Raw genomic sequence first — 3026 nt, 5'->3', positions numbered from 1 at the left:
CTGACGGCGGAGCAGGCCGCGCGGTCCTGCCGGACGCTGGTGGTCGGCGGGGAGGCGCTGCCCGGCGCGGACGTCCGGGCCTGGCTGGCGCGGTCGCCGGGCTCGGTGGTGGTCAACGAGTACGGCCCGACGGAGACGGTGGTCGGCTGCTGCGTGTTCCCGGTCGCCGCCGGCGACCCGGTGGCGGACGTGGTCCCGATCGGCCGCCCTATCGCCAACACCCGGCTGTTCGTGTTGGATGAGGCGTTGCACCCGGTCCCGCCGGGCGCGGTCGGCGAGCTGTACATCGCCGGCGCGCAGGTGGCCCGCGGCTACCCGAACCGTCCCGGGCTGACCGCGTCGCGTTTCGTGGCGTGCCCGTTCGCGGCCGGGGAGCGGATGTACCGCACCGGCGACCTGGCCCGCTGGACGCCGGACGGTCAGCTCGTCTTCCTGGGCCGCACCGACGACCAGGTGAAGGTCCGCGGCTACCGCGTCGAGCTGGACGAGGTGCAGGTGGCCGTCGCCGCCCACCCGGGGGTGGCCCAGGCCGCCGTCGTCGCCCGCGCCGACGACGCCGGTGAGCGGCAGCTCGTCGGCTACGTCGTACCGGCCGACCGGGACGCCGACCCGCGCGCCCTGGCCGACGCGGTCCGCGCCGACCTCGCCGACCGGCTGCCGCACTGGATGGTGCCGGTCGCCGTGGTGGTGCTGGACGCCCTGCCCCTGGCCCCCAGCGGCAAGGTCGACCGCCGGGCCCTGCCCGCCCCCGACCTCACGGCCACCGCCGGCCGCGCCCCCGCCGACCTCCGCGAGGAGGCGCTCTGCCAGGTGTACGCCGAGGTGCTCGGCCTGCCCCGGGTCGGGCCCGACGACGACTTCTTCGCCCTCGGCGGGAACTCGCTGCTCGCCGTCACGCTGCTGGAGCGGCTGCGCGCCCGCGGCCTGTCCGTGTCGATGCGCACGCTGTTCCGTACCGCCACCCCGGCGCGGCTCGCCGCCGAGGCCGGACCGGAACCGGTGCCCGTGCCGCCGAACCGGATCCCGGCCGGCGCCACCGCGCTCACCCCGCGCATGCTGCCCCTGGTCGACCTGGACGAGGCCGCGCTCGCCCGGCTGGTCGCCGCCGTGCCCGGCGGGGCCGGCAACGTCGCCGACGTCTACCCGCTCGCCCCCTTCCAGGAGGGGCTCCTCCTGCACCACCTCACCCGGGGCGAGCACGAGGTGGACGTCTACCTCTCCTCGGCGGTGCTCCGCTTCGAGTCCCGGGTCGCGCTCGACGGCTTCCTCGACGCGTTCCAGCGGGTGGTCGACCGGCACGACATCTACCGCACGGCCATCGTCTGGGACGGGCTGCCCGAGCCCGTCCAGGTGGTGCTCCGCGCGGCCCCGATCCCGGTCGAGGAGACCGTCCTCGACCCGGCCGGCGGTGACCCCGCCGACCAGCTCATGGCCGCCGGCCTGCCCCGGCTCCCGCTCGACCGGGCCCCGCTGATGCGGTTCCGGGTCGCCCCCGAGCCGGGCACCGACCGGTGGCTGGCGCTGTGGCAGGTGCACCACCTGGTCCGCGACCGCACCACCACCGAGGTGCTCTTCGCCGAGCTGCGCGCGTTCCAGGCCGGGCGCGGCGACGACCTGCCCGCGCCACTGCCGTTCCGGGACTTCGTGGCCCGGTTGCGCGCCGGCACCAGCCGGGCCGAGCAGGAGCGGCACTTCACCGCGCTGCTCGGCGACCTCACCGAGACCACCGCCCCGTACGGGCTGGTCGACGTGCACGGCGACGGCAGCGGCATCACCCGCGCGCACACCGTCATCGACGGCCCGGCCGCCGCCCGGGTCCGCGAGGTGGCCCGCGCCCGCAACCTCAGCCCGGCCACCGTCCTGCACCTCGCCTGGGCGCGGGTGCTCGGCGCCATCTCCGGGCGGGACGACGTGGTCTTCGGCACCGTCCTCTTCGGCCGGATGCAGGCCGGCACCGGCGCCGACCGGATCTCCGGGCCGTTCCTCAACACCCTGCCGGTGCGGGTCCGCCTGCGCGGCACCGTCACCGACGCCCTCACCGCGCTGCGCGACCAGCTCGCCGAGCTGCTGGTCCACGAGCACGCCCCGCTCGCCGTCGCCCAACAGGCCAGCGGGGTACGCGGCGGCAGCCCGCTGGTCACCTCGGTCTTCAACTACCGGCACGGCGCCACCGTGCAGGAGGCCGACGTCGACCTGCCCGGCGTCGAGCTGCTCACCGCCGAGGAGCGCACCCACTTCCCGCTCAACGTCTCCGTCGGCGACCTCGGCCACGGCTTCGCGGTCACCGTCGACGCGGTCGCCCCGGCCGAGCCGGCCCGGATCGCCGCCCTGCTGGAGACCGCCCTGGACGGCCTGGTCACCGCGCTGGCCGACGCGCCGGAGACGCCGCTGCCGGCCGTCCCGGTGCTCGACGCCGAGGAACGCCGGCGGGTGCTGGTGGAGTGGAACGACACCGCCGCCGACCTGGGCGCCGAGACCGTGCCCGCCCGGTTCGCGGCACGGGTGGCGGCCGACCCGGACGCGGTCGCCGTGGTCTCCGGCACCGACCGGGTCAGCTACCGCGAGCTGGACGAGCGGGCCAACCGGCTGGCCCACCACCTGCGGTCCACCGGCGTCGGCCCGGAGTCGATGGTCGGCATCTGCCTGCCCCGCGGCACCGCCGCCCTGGTGTCCATCCTGGCCGCCTGGAAGGCCGGCGCCGGCTACCTGCCGATCGACCCCGGCTACCCGGCCGAGCGGGTCGAGTTCATGCTGACCGACAGCCGCGCTGCCGTGCTGCTCGGCACCACCGACGTGCTCGACGAGCTGCCCGTCGGCCGGGTCCCCACCGTGGACCTGGACGACCCCATGGTGGCCGCCACCCTCGCCCTGTGCCCGCCCATCGCGCCGCAGGTCCCGCTGCTGCCGGCCCAGGTGGCGTACGTGATCTACACGTCCGGGTCCACGGGACTGCCGAAGGGTGTGGCGGTCACCCACGCGGGGCTGGCCAACTACCTCGCCTGGGCGGCGGACGCCTACGGGATGGC

General features: G+C 76.6%; 1 protein-coding gene. It reads left to right on the top strand.

Going from position 1 to position 3026, the window contains the following annotated elements; translation table 11 throughout:
* On the top strand, positions 1-3026 hold a 3026-nt coding region (locus B0E53_RS34880; protein ID WP_146167915.1), incomplete at both ends, for an AMP-binding protein.

The organism is Micromonospora sp. MH33 (assembly GCF_003013775.1).
Classification (GTDB): Bacteria; Actinomycetota; Actinomycetes; order Mycobacteriales; family Micromonosporaceae; genus Micromonospora; species Micromonospora fulviviridis.
Note: the sequence above shows the minus strand (reverse complement) of the source record. Positions and strands in the feature narration are given on the sequence as shown.